We start from the raw sequence: 14,954 nt of genomic DNA, 5'->3' as shown, positions 1-14,954 counted from the left end.
GCACCGTCCCTGCGACATCACCTGGAGAGTTGCGATGAGCGACGCACGACTGGTCGGCACCTGGACCACCCAACTGGACGACGACGGCAAGGCAGTCCCCGGGCTCGTCTCCTTCTCCGCCGACGGCGGGGTCGTGTCGACCCAGCTCAACACCAAGAACATCGGCCTGGGCACCTGGCGCTCGACCGGCCCGAACACCTTCGAGTACGGCTTCCACATTCTCGCGGCCGACCCCGAGGGCAAGCACATCGGCGAGGCCCACGTCCGGGTGGAGGGCGAGTTCGTGTCGGAGACCAGCTGGCAGGGCACCGGCGGCGCGCGGTTCTTCGACCCGCAGGGCACCCAGCTGCGCGGTCACTCGGGCTCCAAGGTGACCGCCGACAAGTTCGGCGTGGACGGCTGATGCTGCGCGACCGGCTGCGCGGTGAGCTGGTGGAACCCTCCGACCCGCGCTTCCCGCAGGCCACACAGTTGCAGAACACCGAGTACGACGCGGTCCGGCCGCACGCCGTCGCGTACTGCGCGTCGGCACGGGATGTCGGCGCCTGTGTCCGGCACGCCCGGGAACAGGGGCTCCGCGTCCACGTCCGGGGCAACGGCCACAGCATGAACGGATGGTCCACCGGTGAAGGTCTGGTGATCGACCTGTCCCGGATGAACCACGCCGTGGCCGACGGCCCGCTCGTCCGGCTCGGCGGCGGAGTCCAGTCGCTGGACGCGCTCGACGCGCTCAAGACGCAGCACCGGCAGATCGTCACCGGCACGTTCCCCACGGTGAGCGCGGGCGGCTTCCTCACCGGCGGCGGCCTCGGCTGGCAGACCCGCGGGTTCGGCGTGGGCAGCGACCGGATCGCCGCGGCCCAGGTCGTACTGGCCGACGGGCGCACGGTGCGCTGTTCCTCCGTCGAGGAGCCCGACTTGTACTGGGCGTTGCGCGGCGGCGGTGGCGGCAGCTTCGGCATCGTCACCGAGTTCGAGGTCCGGCCGATCGACGCCCCGACGATGACCGGCTTCGAGACGCTCTGGGCCTACGAGGACGCCGTGGACGTCCTCACCGCCTGGCAGGAGTGGGCCGTGGCGGGCCCGGAGGAACTCGGCACTTCCCTGGTCGTCCTGCCGGGCATGTTCGGTCCCGGGGGGCGGCCCGTGGTGCGGGTGTGGGGCGTGCATCTGGGTCCGGCTCCCCGGCTGGCGCTGGAACTCGACGCCCTGGCCGAGCGTGCCGGTGCCAAGCCGATCAGTCGCACCGTGCATCCCACGGGCCCGTACGCGGACGTGATGCACGAGGCCCTGTGCGGTTCGCAGACGGTCGCCCAGTGCCATCGCACCGGTTCGGGACCGGAGGCGCGGGGGCACCGTCATCCGTACACCCGGCAGAGCTACCGGCTCACCGGCCGGGCCGCGACCCGGGCGGAGTCCGCCGCGCTGCTCGACGCCTGGGACGCCTCTCTGGAGAAGGAGCGGTCCGAGCGGTACCTCCTGGCCATCGCTCTGGGCGGCGCGGCGAACCGGACGGCCCGGACGGAGACGGCCTACGCGCATCGCGACGCGCAGTTCCTGATCGGCTACCAGATGGCGTGCCGGGACATCGCGGCGGACCCGGGCGCACCGGCCCGCCTCACCACCTGGGCCGACCGGGCGGGCGCGGCACTCGCTCCGCTGGCCTGCGGCTCGTACATCAACTTCCCCAGTTCCCGGGTGAGCGAGGGATGGGAGACGGACTACTTCGGCGAGAACCATGCCCGGCTGCTGAAGGTGAAACAGGTGTACGACCCGGAGAACGTCTTCCGGCATGCGCAGAGCGTGGGCAGCGGGGTCCGGACGACCAAGGCGGTTTCATGAAGACGACGACCAAGGCGGTTTCATGAAGACGGATCTGAAGGACAAAGTGGTGTTGGTGACCGGTGCCTCGTCGGGTATCGGGCGGGCCACGGCCGTTGCCTTCGGCGAGGAGGGAGCCCGCGTCGCGATCACGTTCCACACCGACGAGAACGGCGCCCGGGAAACGGCCCGGCTGGTCGCGGGGGCGGGCGGTACTCCCCTGGTCGTCCGCTACGACCTGGCCGACGAGCGGTCCATCCGGGATGCCGTGAGCCGGGTCGCCGAGGAGTGGGGCGGCATCGACGTGCTGGTGGCCAACGCCGTCGTGTGGAGCGACGCGATCCCGCGGCCCGGCCGGCCCGTCCCCCGGTTCGAGGACGTCCCGGCGAAGCAGTGGCAGGAGGTGCTGCGGACCTCCGTCGAGGCGGTCTTCCACACCGTGCAGGCCGTGCTGCCGGTGATGCGCGGCCGTGACTGGGGGCGGGTCGTCCTGGTCGGCGCGGGCCTCGCGGACGCCGGCAAGCCGGGGGCGGGCGCCTACGGCGCGGGCAAGTCGGCGCTGTTCGGACTGATGCGCAGCCTCGCCTGGGAACTCGGTCCCGAGGGAATCCTGGTCAACATGGCGGTGCCCGGCCAGACGGCGACCGAGACGGTCCGGGCGAACGTGCCGGCCGGCTTCCTGGAGGAGAAGGGGAAGACCCTGCCGTCGGGCCGGATGTCCGTGCCGCGGGATGTCGCCAACGCGGTGGTGTTCCTCGGTTCCGCGGCCAACGGCAACACCCACGGCGAGACCCTGCGGATCACCGGCGGGGCCTGAGGTCCCGTCACCGCGGCCGTACCGGGCCCTGCCTCCCTCCAGGGATCTTCCAAGTCCCCTTGAGAGCGGCAGGGCTCAATGGCGTCCATCGCGAGACGACCGAGGAGAGACCGACATGACAGAGACCACCAGCCCGCCCGTGGCCGGCGAGGCGCCGGCGTACCCGATGACCCGGACCTGCCCCTATCAGATGCCGGTGGGATACGAGGAGTTGCGTGAGCGGGGTCCGCTCACCAAGGTCACCCTGTACGACGGACGGCAGATCTGGCTGGTCGTCGGCAACGAGGTCGGCCGGACCCTGTTCCCCGATCCTCGGCTGTCCTCGAACGTCCTGCACCCGGGTTTCCCCTTCCTGGCCCCGCGGATCGCCGCCCAGACCCAGCAGCGCGCCGCCCCGCCGCTGGTCGGCGTCGACGACCCCGAGCACGCCCGCCAGCGGCGCATGGTGATCCCCGGTTTCGGCATCCGGCGGATCGCCGCACTGCGCCCTGAGATCGAGCGGATCGCGGACGGACTGATCGACGAGATGCTCGACCGCGGCAGCCCCGCCGAACTCCTCTCCCAGTACGCGCTTCCGCTGCCCTCCGCGGTGATCTGCGCCCTGCTCGGCGTGCCCTACGAGGACCGCGGGTACTTCGACGAGCGGTCCCGGCTGGTGTTGTCCTCGGCCGGCGAGGACGAGGCGGAGCGGGCCCGCAAGGCCTTCACCGAGATCCTCGGCTATCTGCACGACCTGGTCGGCGAGAAGGAGAAGCACCCGGGCGACGGCGTCATCGACGACCTGATCGCCCATCAGCTTGAGGACGGCTCAGTCGACCGCGACGAGTTGGCGATGATCTGCTCGCTGCTGCTCGTCTCGGGCCACGAGACGACGTCCAACATGATCGCGCTGAGCACCGTCACCCTGCTGGAGCACCCGGATCAGCTGGCGCTGCTGCGCCGGGACGACGCGCTGCTGCCGGGCGCCGTGGAGGAGCTGATGCGGTTCACCTCCATCGGCGATGTGCTGATGCGGGTCGCGGTCGAGGACATCGAGATCGCCGGGCGGACCATCCGGGCCGGAGACGGTGTGGCGATGTCGACCATGCTGATGAACCGCGATCCGCACGCCTGGGAGAACCCCGACGTCTTCGACGTCACCCGCTCGTCCGGCCGGCATGTCGCGTTCGGTTACGGCATCCACCAGTGCATCGGCCAGAACCTCGCACGGGCCGAGATGGAGATCGCTCTGCGCACGCTCTTCCGGCGCATCCCCGGCCTCAGGGTGCCCGTACGCTCCGACGAACTGCCGCTGAACGCGCCGTACGTGCTCCAGGGCATCGGCGAACTCACCGTCGAGTGGTGACGGGGGCCCGGGTGGAGATCAGTATCGCGACCGACCGTTGCATCGGCGCCGCCCTGTGCGCCCTGACCGCGCCGGCCGTCTTCACCCAGGACGACGACGGGGTGAGCCGGCTGCTCCCGGGCGGGACGGACGGGGCCCACGGGCCCTCCGCACACGAGGCGGCGAGAGCCTGCCCGGTCCAGGCCATCACCGTGAACGGCGACTGAGCCGGGCGCGTCGGGGCGGGGGCGCCGTCGAGTTGCTCTCGACGGCGCTTCGAGAACGGCGGGAGATGGTACCCGTCATGGAGATTCGCAGCCTCGACGGTGACGACCCGGCGACCCTCGCCGCCCTGCTCCCCGGTTTCCGGGAGACCATGCGCCTGGAGCTGCCGGCGGATCCGCCGGTGACCGAAGCGCTGCTCGCGCGGCTCTTCCAACGCCGTCACGGCACCGAGCGCATTGTCCTCGCCGCCTACGACAGCAGCGCCCCGGAGACCCCGGCCGGGGTGCTCAAGCTCGGCCTCGACCTGGGGGATCCGGCCGGCCCGGGGCATGGTTCCCTGTGGGTGTTCCCGGGCTTCCGCCGCCGGGGTGCGGGCCGGGCGCTGGCGGCGGCGGGCGGCAGCGCGCTGCGTGAGCGTGGCCGTGACCTGATGCTGGCGGACGCACCGAGCGGCACGGCCGCGGAGGGTTTCGCACGGGGACTCGGCGCGGAGCGGATCGGCGAGACGGTGCGCAACCGGCTGCGTCTGGCCGGGCCGGCCCACGAGGTCCTCAAGGCCGCGGCGGCCCGGCCACCGTCCGGTTACCGTCTGGCGCACTGGACCGGCCCCTGCCCCGATGGACTCGTCGAGTCCTACGCGCGCGCCTGGAGCGCGTTGGAGGAACGGGTCAACGGCCGGCCCCGGACGCGCCGCCCGTCCCCCGCCGACGTCCGGGCCCGGGAGGCGGAGGCGGAGCGGGCGGGACACCGGACGCACACGGTCGCGGCCCTGCCCGAACACGGCGCGGACCGCGGCGAGATCGTCGGCTACAGCACGCTGTTCACACGCGACAGCCCCATGGCCGACGCCGGCGAGACCGTGGTGCTGCCGCGGCACCGACGGCACGGCCTGGGCACCGGTCTGAAGGCGGACCTCCTGGTCCGGGCGGCCCAGGACCGTCCTGGCCTGCTGCTGGTCCAAGTCTTCAACGACGTCGGCAACACCGCCGTCGTCGCGCTCAACCGCAGGCTGGGTTTCGAGGCCGACTCCTACTGGTCCACGTACGCCCTCAAGGTCTGACGGCCGGAACGCCCTCGCCCGTTTCCGGCAGCCCAAGAATCCGAGAGTCCGAGAGAGGTTTGCCTTATGGGTTCCAGTGACGCACCCGTACTGATCGTGGGCGGCAGCCTGGTGGGCCTGTCCGCCGCCCTCTTCCTCGCCCACCACGGAACGCCGTGCACCCTCGTGGAGCGGCACCCCGGAACCTCCGTGCACCCCCGGGCGGTCGGCTACTACCCGCGCACCGCGGAACTGCTGCGGCAGGTCGGTGTCGAGGAGTCCGCCCTCCGGGAGGCCGCGGGCTACGCGACGCACCGCACCCGGGCGGGGGTGACCTCCCTCGCGGGTGAAGTGCTTTTCAGCAGCGAAGAGTTGGCGGGCGACGACGGACTGGGAGATCTCACTCCGTCCCGGCTCCTGCTGCTTCCGCAGGACCGGCTGGAGCCCCTGTTGCGGGAGCGGGCCGCGGCGCTCGGTGCGGATCTGCGGTTCGGCACCGAGCTCCTCTCCTTCGCGGAGGATCCCGAAGGCGTCACCGCGGTCCTCGCCGACGAGAACGGCACGCGCACCTTCCGTACCGACTGGCTGCTGGCCTGCGACGGGCCGCGCAGCACCGTGCGCGAGGCCCTCAAGGTGCCCCGGCAAGGCCGCGGAGTGCTGTCCCACCATGTGAGCATCGCCTTCCGCGCCGACCTCCGCACCGTCCTCGGCGATCGGCGCTACAGCGTCGTCCATGTGAAGAACCCCCAGGTCACGGGCATCCTGGTGCATGACGACACGCTGACCGGCGGCACCCTGATCGTCGGCTACCGGCCCGAGGACGGCGAGAGCCTGGACGACTTCACCGATGCCCGCTGCGCCGAACTGGTGAGCGCGGCCGTCGGCGCGCCCGACGTGCCGGTGACCATCCGCTCCCGCTTCCCCTGGGACATGGCGGAGCAGGTCGCGGAGGGTTTCCGGCACGGCCGGATCCTGCTCGCCGGTGACGCCGCGCACGTCGTGCCGCCCACCGGGGGCTACGGGGCGAACACCGGGATCGCCGACGCCCACAACCTGGCCTGGAAGCTCGCCCTGGTGACGGGGGGCACGGCGGGCGAGGGGCTGCTGGAGACGTACGACAGCGAGCGTCGGCCGGTCGCGGCGTACACGGCGGAGCAGGGTTCGTTGCAGCTGGCGGTGCGTTCCGGTGACGCGACCGAGGAGCAGCGGGCCGCGGCGGCGGACGCGCTCACCGTGACGATGGGACAGGCCTACCGGTCCGCCGCCGTGGTCCCGGAGGCGGGCGCCGGGGCGCGGCCCGCGCCTGGCGACCCGCGCACGCTACGGGGCGAGCCGGGCACCCGGGCACCGTATGTGCGGCTGGCCCGGGAAGGCGCCCCCGTCGCCACCCTCGACCTGTTCGGCGACGGTTTCGTGCTGCTGGCCGGGGACCGGGGCGGGGCGTGGCTGACCGCGGCGGCCGACGCCTCCGCGCAGCTGCTGGTGCCGATCACCGCCCACCGGGTGGTGCCGGGCGGCGGCGGTGGTGCGGACGTCCTCGCCGACCCGGAGGGGCTTTGGGCCGAGCGCTACGGCGTCCTGTCCGGGGGCGCGGTGCTGGTGCGGCCGGACGGTGTGGTCGCCTGGAGGTCACGCGGCGCCGATCCGGCCGGCGCCGGGACCGCGACGCTGACCGAGGTGCTGCGCGGCGTTCTCGCGCGCGGCTGAGCCGACGGACGCCGGCTCCGAGGACCGCCGGGGCCCGGGCAGCGCTCCCGCCTCAGGCGGGCTCGTCCGCTTCGGAGCGGAGTTCGGCCACGGAGTCGACGTACTTGATCAGCAGACGGGCGAACTCCAGCCGCTCCTGCCTCGGCCAGTCCTCGGTGATGCGCTCGAACGCGGCCCGCTGGTGACTGCGGAAGCGGGCCAGCATCTCCAAGCCCTCGGGGGTGAGCTGGAGGATCGTACGCCGACCGTCGCTCTGCGAGGCGGCGCGGATCAGATAGCCGGCCGTGATGCAGTCCGACACCATCCGGCTGGCCACGGAGGGATCGACGGCGAGCCGCTCGCCGACCACTCCGACGGTGATCTCCTGACCCTCGTGCTCGGGTCCGTCCTGGACGATGTTGAGCACCAGGGTCCTTGTCATGTCCTTGCGGGACACCTGTTTCTCGACATTCAGCGCATGGGTCCGGCGCAGCCGCGAGAACGCGGGACCCACTGCGTCGAGCAGGTCTGACGCCGCCGTCGGGCTCTGTGTCGAGGTCTCCATGCGCGCATTCTAGGCGACTTGATTCCATCGAGCGAGCATCTGTATGCTCTCACTCTATTGCATGACACAAGACACATACATGCAGTCGAACATAAATTGCACCACCGCCCCTCGCACACCGTCCCTCCCCCACCGAAAGGACCGGTCATGGCCACGAAGCACACGGACCAGGACTTCGACTACGACGTGCTCGTCGTCGGCGGCGGCCCCGTCGGCATGCTGCTCGCCACGGAACTGCGCATCTCCCGGGTCCGCGCCGTGGTCCTGGAACAGCTCACCGAGCGCACCCCGCACTCCAAGGCCTTCGGCCTGCACGCCCGCTCCCTCGAATCCCTCGACCGGCGCGGCCTGCTGGAGCGCTTCCGCGACGGGGCGCGCTCCTGGAACAACGGCCACTTCGCGGGACTCGACGCCTGGGTCGACTTCTCCGCCCTGGACAGCGAGCACGGATACGCCCTGCTCTCCGAGCAGACCAGGACCGAGCGGCTCCTCGAAGAGCGGGCGCGCGAGGTCGACACGGAGATCCGCCGCGGCCACGAGGTCACCGCCGTACGCCAGGACGCCGACGGCGTCGAGGCCGAGGTCACCGGCCCCGACGGCACCTACACCCTGCGCGCCCGGTACGCCGTCGGCTGCGACGGCGGGCACAGCCTGGTGCGCCGACAGGCGGGCATCGCCTTCCCGGGCACGGGCGGCCGGGTCACCGCCCGCCTGGGCGACGTGATCCTGCCCGACCGGGAGAACGCGCCGATGGGCATGGAGCGCACCGAACGCGGACTGCTCTTCTGCGTACCGCTCGACGACACCTACCACCGCGTGTCCACGTTCGACTTCCAAGCCGAGCGAGAGACGGGCACCGAACTCACCCTGGACGAACTGACCGCGAGCCTGCGCGAGATCTGGGGCAGCGACCTCGGCGCCCACTCACCGCGCTGGCTGTCCGTCTTCACCGACTCCGCACGCCAGGCCGACCGCTACCGCGCGGGCCGGATCCTGGTCGCCGGTGACGCCGCGCACACCCACTTCCCGGTCGGCGGCCAAGGCGTCAACCTCGGCCTCCAGGACGCCCTCAACCTCGGCTGGAAGCTGGCCGCCGACATCCACGGCTGGGCCCCCGAAGGCCTGCTCGACAGTTACGACCAGGAACGCCAGGCCCCCGCCCGCAAGGTGCTCGCCAACACCCGCGCCCAGATCGCCCTCATGAACCCCGACCCCTACGTCACCCCGCTGCGCGAACTGTTCACCGACCTCATGCGCCTCGACCAGGTGAACCTGCACCTGGCGCAGATGCTCAGCGGTGTCACCGTCCGCTACGACATCGACGGCCCCGAGCACCGCCTGCTCGGCGACTTCGCCAAGGACCTCGAACTGGTCGCCGAGGACGGCACCGTCAGCACCCTGCCCGGCCATCTCAAGCGGGCCACCGGCCTCCTCCTCGACCTCACGGGCCACCCGGAGATCTCCCAGGCCCACGAGAAGTGGAGCGCGGGGGTCTCCTGGGCCGGACGGGTGCGGCACGTCCGGGCGACCTGTGCCGCCGAGCCGGAACTGGCCGGCCTGCTCGTCCGGCCCGACGGCTACGTCGCCTGGGCCGTCGACCGGAACCGGCCCGAGGCGTCGGTGCGCGAGTCGCTCGGCTCCGCACTGGCCACCTGGTTCGGCACCGACTGACCACCGCGCACGCCAAAGGGCTTGCACGCCCCGAGCAAATATGTAGACTCACACACACATGCATTAGTGCATATAAAGAAACCCGGATCCCTGGGCGGAGCCGCGATCGTCCGCGGTTCGAACGACACCTCCTAGTTGGGAGAACAACCATGCGAATCATCCGCCACTACGAACACGGCGCCCCCTCGGTGCTGCGTGTCGAAGAGGTGGAGAAGCCGCAGCCCGGACCGGGCGAAGTGCTGATCCGCTCAGAAGCCATCGGCGTCACGTTCGCCGAGGTCCAGCGCCGTCAGGGCATCCCCATCGGCGGTCACGCCACACTGCCGGGTGCCCCCGGCGGCGACGTCGCCGGCACCGTCGAAGCCCTCGGTGAGGGCGTCACCCAGCTGAAGATCGGCGACCGCGTGGTGGCCGATGTGGACCGCGGCGCCTACGCCGACCACGTCGTCGCCGACGCCGCCTGGGCCATCGCCATTCCCGAGACCATGGACGCCGCCGAGGCGACCTTGCTCCCCAGCCCGGCCCAGACCGCCTACCACGCGCTCAAGGAAGCGGGCCAGCTCAAGCCCGGCGAGACCGTGCTGATCGATGCCGCGTCCGGCGGTGTCGGCCATCTCGCGGTGCAGATCGCCAAGGCGATGGGCGCCGGCAAGGTCATCGCCACCGCGAGCACGCAGGCCAAGCTCGACTTCGTCCGCGGCCTCGGCGCCGACGTCACCGTCAACTACACCGACGCGGACTGGGAAGAGCAGGTGAGCGCCGCCACCGACGGACGCGGCGCCGATGTCGTCCTGGAGACCGTGGGCGGGGACATCCTCATCAAGAGCATCGCCCTGACCGCCCAGTTCGGCCGACTGGTCTTCTACGGGTCGGCCGGCGGCGACGTCCAGCCCGTCAACCCGCTGATGCTCAGCCGGATGAAGACCATCGCCGGCTTCGCCCTCTACGCGATGCTCTACAACAGGCCCGAGGCCATCGCGGCGGGGCAGCGGGACCTCCTCGACATGATCGGCTCCGGAAAGGTGCGCCCGATCGTCCATGAGCGGCTCCCGCTCACGGACGCCGTCAAGGCGCACGAACTGATGGAGGCCCGGGCTCAGCTCGGCAAGGTCGTCCTGATCCCCTGACGGTCCCTCCGTCAGCACTCCCAGACGGTGGCCGGCCGCATCAGTCCCCCGTATGCGGCCGGCCACTGCACCTCATCGAAAGGTCACTTGCGTGTCATCCCCGACCACCGGGTCCCGCGGCCCCGGAGGCGCTGCGCCGCGGGCACCGGAGACCAAGGTCAAGAGCGTGATCGTGGCGTGCCTGCTGGCCGTGTTCCTGGCCATGCTGGACGCCCAGATCGTCGCCACCGCCCTCCCCCGTATCGTCGCCGACGTCGGCGGCCTGGACGTCTTCGCCTGGGTGACGACGGCGTACATCATCTCCAGCAGTGTCACCACGCCGGTCTACGGCAAGCTCGGCGATCTCTTCGGCCGCAAGAAGGTCTTCCTGATCGCCATCGCCGTGTTCCTCGTCGGCTCCGCCGCCTCCGGCGCCGCGCAGACCATGGAGCAGCTGATCCTCTTCCGGGTCCTCCAGGGCATCGGGGCGGGCGGCCTGTTCGTCTCCGTGCTCGCCATCATCGGCGAGATGTTCAGTCCGCGCGAAGGTGCCCGCTACTTCAACCTGTTCGGCATCGTCTTCGCCGCGGCCGCGATCAGCGGACCCGCGATCGGCGGTGTGCTGACCGACATGCTCAGCTGGCACTGGGTCTTCCTGGTCAACCTGCCCATCGGGCTGGTCGTCTTCGGCATGATCAGCACCAGCCTGCACCTGCCGCCGAGGAAGCGTCAGGCGCACATCGACTACGCCGGGTTCGTCACCCTCAGCGTCACCATCGTCGCGCTCACGCTGCTCGCCAGCTGGGGCGGCGGACAGTACGGCTGGGCGTCTCCGCAGATCATCGGCCTCGCCGCTGTCGCGGCCGTGGCGGCCGTCCTGTTCGTGACCGCCGAACGGCGGGCCCCCGAACCGGTCATCCCGCTGCACCTGTTCCGCGACTCCACCTTCACCATCAGCGTCCTGGTCAGCCTGGTGGCCGGAGTCGTCTTCCTCGGCGTGGTCAACTTCCTCGCCCTGTACGTGCAGGTGGTCATCGGGGCCACCCCCACCGTGTCGGGGCTGCTGCTCCTGCCGATGATGTTCGGCCTCGTCGCCTCCTCCATCGTCAGCGGACGCGTCATCAACCAGACCGGCCGGTACAAGTGGTACCCCGTGCTGAGCATGGCCGTCGGCATCGGCGGCGCGCTGCTGTTCTCCACCATGGACACCGGCACCCCCAGGGGCGTCGTCATCGCGTACATGCTGCTGTTCGGCATCGCCGCGGGGCTCAACATGCAGACGCTCACCATGGCCGCGCAGAACACCGCGCCGCGCGACGACATCGGCGCCGTCCACGCCACGGTGTCCTTCACCCGCCAACTGGGCAGCACCCTGGGGATCTCGGCGTTCGCCGCGCTCTTCTACAGCCGTCTGACCCATGAGCTCACCCGGCGGGTCCCGGCCGGAGCGCTGGCCGGGACCGACCGTGACGCGCTCTCCTCCCACAAGGTCCTGGGCGGCCTCCCCGAATCCGTGCGGCAGGCGGTCAAGGAGGCGTACACCCATGCGCTCGGCCCGGTCTTCCTCGCCGCCGTGCCCGTCCTCGTCGTCGGCCTGGTCCTGGCGCTGCGGATGAAGAACCTGCCGTTGCGCTCCGGGAACCACGACAACGGCGAGGAGACGCCCGAGGACCATCTCCGCACGGCGGCCGAGCACTGACTCCAGCCCGGCCTCTCCAGCAGCCCTCCCCGCGCGAAGCCGCGCGGGGAGGGCTGCGTGCGTCACCCGTGCAACGCCCGCCGTCCCGGCCGCTTCAGCACGCTTCGAGCCCCTCTCGACACCCCGCGGCCATCGTCGGCAACAGCACAGACCATGGACGCCGATGGCGATCAGGAGGCCCGAGTGACCACAACCGAAGACCCCACCCGGACGGAGGCGGCTGTCGACCCCGGGCCGCTGATCAGGCTGATGATCGCCGACTGCGCCGCCAAGACGCTGCACAGCGCGGTGGCCGTCGGCGTGTTCGGCGCCCTGTCCGCCGGCCCGCTCGACGCCCCCGCGGTGGCCGCCCGCACCGGCACCCACGACGAGATGCTCCCCGACTTCCTCGACGCCCTGGCAGGGCTCGGTCTGCTCGAACGCCACGACGGCCGGTACCGCAACTCGGAGCTGGCGCAGACCTATCTGGTGCCGGACTCCGCCGCATACCTCGGCGGGTTCGTCGAGCTGACCAACGAGACGCTGTACGGCACCTGGGGCCGGCTCACCGAGGCGCTGCGCAGCGGCGAGGCCCAGCATCTCGACCCGGACAAGGGCGGGTTCGTCGGGGACCGGCACACCGACCCCGCGAAGATGAAGCGGTTCCTCGCGGGGCTCGACGCCTACAGCGACCGGATGGGGGCCGAACTGGCACGGCGCGTCGACTGGAGCCGGTACACATCCGTCACGGACCTCGGCGGGGCACGCGGCAACCTGGCCGCCGTACTCACCCGGGCCCACCCTCATCTGACGGCGACCTGCTTCGACCTGGAACGCACCCGGCCGCTGTTCACCGAGCACGTCGCCGCCCTCGGCACGACCGACCGGATCACCTTCGTGGGCGGGGACTTCTTCACCGACCCGCTGCCCGAGTCGGACGTGGTCGTGCTGGGCCACATCCTGCACGGCTTCGGTCCCGAAAAGCGCCTGGTCCTGCTCCGCCGGGTCCACGAGGCGGTACGTCCGGGCGGCACGGTGCTCGTCTACGACCGGATGATCGACGACGACCGCAGCGACCCCGAACGGCTGCTGAGCAGCCTGCACATGCGGCTGGTCAGCCCCGGCGGCTCCGAGTACCGCGTGGCGGACTGCCGGGACCTGCTGCGCGCGGCGGGCTTCGTCCCGGACGGCGCGGAGCCGCTGCTCGGCACCCACACCCTCGTGTCGGCCCACAAGGAGGCGGCAGCATGAAGACGGAACAGACGCCGGTGCTCATCGTGGGCGGGGGGCTGACCGGACTGTCCGCGGCCGTCTTCCTCGCCCACCATGGTGTCAGTGCCCTGCTGGTGGAGCGGCACACCGACACCTCCACGCATCCCAAGGCCCGCGCGATCAACCCGCGCACCATGGAGCTGTACCGCGCCGTCGGCATGGAGGAGCGGGTACGGGCGGGGCGTTCGCCCATCTCCGGCAACACCGACCTGGTGCACGTGGAGACCCTGGCCGGCACGGAGCGGATGCGCATGCCGAACGCCTCACCCGACGACATAGGCCGGATCAGCCCCGCGCAGTGGACGCTCATCGACCAGAACCAACTGGAGCCCATCCTGCGCGCCCGGGCCGTGGAGGCCGGTGCCGACGTGCGCTTCCACACCCGCGTGGACGCGCTTGAGGAGGAGACGGACGGCGTGCTGGCGCGGGTCACGGACCTGTCCACCGGCACCACGTCGCAGATCCGTGCCCGCTATGTGATCGCCGCGGACGGCAGCCGCAGCCCCCTGCGCGAGATGCTCGGCATCGGGACCCACGGGCGCGGGACCATCACCAACCTGGTGAGCTTCTTCTTCGAGGCCGACCTCGACGAGGTGCTGCGCGGCCGCAAGCTCGTGGCCGCCTACGTCAACAACCCCGAAGTGCGCGGAACGATCATCCCGTTGGACAACGACCGGCGCTGGGTCATCAACGTCTCCTTCTTCCCGGACCAGGGGCAGGGTCCCGAGGACTTCACCGAGGAGCGCTGCACCGCCCTGGTGCGGGCCGCGGTCGGTGTGCCCGACCTCCAGCTGAAGATCGAGTCGGTGGACATGCCGGCCTGGGACATCTCGGCCCGGGTCGCCGACTCCTTCGCCACCCGGCGTGTGTTCGTCGCCGGGGACGCCGCCCATGTGATGCCGCCGACCGGGGCCTTCGGCGCCAGCACCGGTATCCAGGACGTCTACAACCTGGCGTGGAAGCTGGCCCTGGTGCTGTCCGGCACCGCGGGCCCCGCCCTGTTGGAGAGCTACGACGCGGAGCGGCGTCCGGTCGCCGAGGAGACGGTGCGGCAGTCGATGCTGCGGTTCGCGGTCCGCGAGGGCAAGGAGTACCACGAGGTCGCCAAGGAACTGCTCGGCGAGACGACCATGACCTTCGGCTACTGCTATCCCTCCGGTGCCTTCGCCCGGGAGGAGGGCGCCCCTGGCGTGCTGGTCGAGGACCCCGGGCATCCGAGCGGAGCCCCCGGAACGCGCGCCCCGCACCTGGTCCTGGACGGTCCCGACGGGCCGCTGCCGGTCTCCGACCTGTTCGCCGACGGATTCACCCTGCTCGTGGACGCGGCGGCGGGCCCCTGGCCGAAGGCCGTCGAACAGGAAGCCGGCGCCCTCGGCGTGACCCTCAGGACGGTCCATGTCGGACCGGGGCACCGGCACACCGACCGCGACGGCGAGTTCAGGCAGCGCTACGGGCTCATGCCCGGGGGCGCCGTGCTGGTGCGTCCGGACGGATTCGTGGGCTGGCGGGCCACCACCGGCCGCTCCGGCGCCGTCGACCGCGCGGCGGTCGAGGCCTTGCGGGCGCTGCTGGACCGCGACTGACCGGCCCCTGAAGGGCAGCCGCCCGCCCTACGCAAGACGTGCGCCGGGGGGGGGGGGGGGGGGGGGGGCCCCCCGGGGGGGGGGGGGCGCCCCCCGGCCGGGCCGGGGGGGGGGGGGGGGCCGGGGGGGCCCCCCCCCACAGTGACCCCCCGGCCGGGCCGGCCCAC

At 71.6% G+C, this 14,954-nt stretch carries 13 protein-coding genes; 12 read left to right on the top strand and 1 reads right to left on the bottom strand.

What is annotated here, in order from left to right:
• The first annotated feature begins 34 nt into the window (after nucleotides 1-34).
• From ACIQPR_RS06690 to ACIQPR_RS06660, 7 genes are all read left to right on the top strand, one after another.
• Nucleotides 35-403, top strand: a complete 369-nt coding sequence (locus ACIQPR_RS06690) for a hypothetical protein (RefSeq protein ID WP_403643016.1) — start codon at nucleotides 35-37, stop codon at nucleotides 401-403.
• Nucleotides 403-1,842, top strand: coding sequence for an FAD-binding oxidoreductase (locus ACIQPR_RS06685; RefSeq protein WP_403643013.1), 1,440 nt, complete (start codon nucleotides 403-405; stop codon nucleotides 1,840-1,842). Before ACIQPR_RS06690 ends, ACIQPR_RS06685 begins: the two co-directional genes overlap by 1 nt.
• Before the next feature lie 22 nt (nucleotides 1,843-1,864).
• Nucleotides 1,865-2,638: an SDR family NAD(P)-dependent oxidoreductase gene (locus ACIQPR_RS06680; protein ID WP_403643010.1), complete on the top strand. Its 774-nt coding sequence runs from the start codon at nucleotides 1,865-1,867 to the stop codon at nucleotides 2,636-2,638.
• A gap of 115 nt (nucleotides 2,639-2,753) precedes the next feature.
• Complete coding sequence (locus ACIQPR_RS06675; RefSeq protein ID WP_403643008.1) at nucleotides 2,754-3,983, top strand: cytochrome P450; 1,230 nt, start codon at nucleotides 2,754-2,756, stop codon at nucleotides 3,981-3,983.
• An 11-nt stretch (nucleotides 3,984-3,994) separates the two neighbouring features.
• Entirely contained in the window at nucleotides 3,995-4,189 is a 195-nt protein-coding gene (locus ACIQPR_RS06670; RefSeq protein WP_403643005.1) for a ferredoxin, read from the top strand.
• A gap of 77 nt (nucleotides 4,190-4,266) precedes the next feature.
• Entirely contained in the window at nucleotides 4,267-5,247 is a 981-nt protein-coding gene (locus tag ACIQPR_RS06665; protein ID WP_403643003.1) for a GNAT family N-acetyltransferase, read from the top strand.
• A gap of 66 nt (nucleotides 5,248-5,313) precedes the next feature.
• The gene (locus ACIQPR_RS06660) at nucleotides 5,314-6,933 is read left to right on the top strand and encodes an FAD-dependent oxidoreductase (RefSeq protein WP_403643001.1); all 1,620 of its coding nucleotides are present in this window, start codon (nucleotides 5,314-5,316) and stop codon (nucleotides 6,931-6,933) included.
• A gap of 52 nt (nucleotides 6,934-6,985) precedes the next feature.
• On the opposite strand, the gene ACIQPR_RS06655 is transcribed toward ACIQPR_RS06660, so the two are convergent.
• Nucleotides 6,986-7,477 carry a MarR family winged helix-turn-helix transcriptional regulator gene (locus tag ACIQPR_RS06655; protein WP_403642998.1) on the bottom strand — a complete coding sequence of 164 codons (492 nt, stop codon included), beginning with the start codon at nucleotides 7,475-7,477 and terminating at the stop codon, nucleotides 6,986-6,988.
• Between the two features lie 147 nt (nucleotides 7,478-7,624).
• Between ACIQPR_RS06655 and ACIQPR_RS06650 the strand changes: the two genes are divergently transcribed.
• From ACIQPR_RS06650 to ACIQPR_RS06630, 5 genes are all read left to right on the top strand, one after another.
• On the top strand, nucleotides 7,625-9,148 hold the full coding sequence (locus ACIQPR_RS06650; RefSeq protein ID WP_403642996.1) for an FAD-dependent monooxygenase: 1,524 nt from the start codon (nucleotides 7,625-7,627) through the stop codon (nucleotides 9,146-9,148).
• A gap of 149 nt (nucleotides 9,149-9,297) precedes the next feature.
• Nucleotides 9,298-10,275 (top strand): zinc-binding alcohol dehydrogenase family protein, encoded by a 978-nt coding sequence (locus ACIQPR_RS06645; protein ID WP_403642993.1) that lies wholly within the window; start codon nucleotides 9,298-9,300, stop codon nucleotides 10,273-10,275.
• 91 nt (nucleotides 10,276-10,366) lie between these two features.
• Nucleotides 10,367-11,953, top strand: a complete 1,587-nt coding sequence (locus ACIQPR_RS06640; protein WP_403642991.1) for an MDR family MFS transporter — start codon at nucleotides 10,367-10,369, stop codon at nucleotides 11,951-11,953.
• A 183-nt stretch (nucleotides 11,954-12,136) separates the two neighbouring features.
• Complete coding sequence (locus ACIQPR_RS06635) at nucleotides 12,137-13,183, top strand: methyltransferase (protein ID WP_403642988.1); 1,047 nt, start codon at nucleotides 12,137-12,139, stop codon at nucleotides 13,181-13,183.
• Entirely contained in the window at nucleotides 13,180-14,787 is a 1,608-nt protein-coding gene (locus tag ACIQPR_RS06630; protein ID WP_403642986.1) for an FAD-dependent monooxygenase, read from the top strand. The genes ACIQPR_RS06635 and ACIQPR_RS06630 overlap by 4 nt, the downstream gene beginning before the upstream one ends.
• Nucleotides 14,788-14,954: the final 167 nt, after the last annotated feature.

It is taken from the genome of Streptomyces sp. NPDC091280 (genome assembly GCF_044768565.1).
Taxonomy (GTDB): Bacteria; Actinomycetota; Actinomycetes; order Streptomycetales; family Streptomycetaceae; genus Streptomyces.
Note: the sequence above shows the minus strand (reverse complement) of the source record. Positions and strands in the feature narration are given on the sequence as shown.

Coding starts and splice junctions, on each gene's coding strand:
- ACIQPR_RS06690 (WP_403643016.1), top strand. CDS start 35: ATGAGCGACGCACGACTGGTCGGCACCTGGACCACCCAACTGGACGAC.
- ACIQPR_RS06685 (WP_403643013.1), top strand. CDS start 403: ATGCTGCGCGACCGGCTGCGCGGTGAGCTGGTGGAACCCTCCGACCCG.
- ACIQPR_RS06680 (WP_403643010.1), top strand. CDS start 1,865: ATGAAGACGGATCTGAAGGACAAAGTGGTGTTGGTGACCGGTGCCTCG.
- ACIQPR_RS06675 (WP_403643008.1), top strand. CDS start 2,754: ATGACAGAGACCACCAGCCCGCCCGTGGCCGGCGAGGCGCCGGCGTAC.
- ACIQPR_RS06665 (WP_403643003.1), top strand. CDS start 4,267: ATGGAGATTCGCAGCCTCGACGGTGACGACCCGGCGACCCTCGCCGCC.
- ACIQPR_RS06660 (WP_403643001.1), top strand. CDS start 5,314: ATGGGTTCCAGTGACGCACCCGTACTGATCGTGGGCGGCAGCCTGGTG.
- ACIQPR_RS06655 (WP_403642998.1), bottom strand. CDS start 7,477: ATGGAGACCTCGACACAGAGCCCGACGGCGGCGTCAGACCTGCTCGAC.
- ACIQPR_RS06650 (WP_403642996.1), top strand. CDS start 7,625: ATGGCCACGAAGCACACGGACCAGGACTTCGACTACGACGTGCTCGTC.
- ACIQPR_RS06645 (WP_403642993.1), top strand. CDS start 9,298: ATGCGAATCATCCGCCACTACGAACACGGCGCCCCCTCGGTGCTGCGT.
- ACIQPR_RS06630 (WP_403642986.1), top strand. CDS start 13,180: ATGAAGACGGAACAGACGCCGGTGCTCATCGTGGGCGGGGGGCTGACC.